At 39.4% G+C, this 376-nt stretch carries 1 pseudogene; it reads right to left on the bottom strand.

Annotated features, from left to right (window positions below):
• Nucleotides 1-376 (bottom strand): annotated as a pseudogene (locus C1E58_RS09400) (IS4 family transposase); the annotation flags it as partial.

The raw sequence follows: 376 nt of genomic DNA, 5'->3' as shown, positions 1-376 counted from the left end.
AGAGATCTTTTAATTTTTCTGGAGAATAATCGGTGTTTGTCACCAAAGTTTCAAAGAAACCAGGCTTGATTTCGAGACGCACCATTCGGAAATGCAGCTCATAAAAGCTGGTCGGGGTGCTTTTTCGACTAGAACATGGCAGAAAGTCAAAGGAGGCATTATTAGGTAAAAAATGATACTGATTAGGGAAGTACCGATACAGGTGTTTCATCTCATTGGTTTGTTTGCGACAGATGTTTAGGTCAAATGCCTCATCAAAACAAGGAGTATCAGGGAGATGAAAACTCTTTTTCATAGAATTATTTCCATCGCGAATACGAATAATATACGACCAATTGTTCTCCTGGCAATGCGCCATGACATCGTAGGATTCATA

Origin of the sequence: Streptococcus suis (assembly GCF_002964575.1) — a bacterium.
Classification (GTDB): domain Bacteria; phylum Bacillota; class Bacilli; order Lactobacillales; family Streptococcaceae; genus Streptococcus; species Streptococcus suis_R.
The sequence above is the reverse complement of the archived record's forward strand: the minus strand, read 5'-3'. Positions and strand labels throughout refer to the sequence as shown.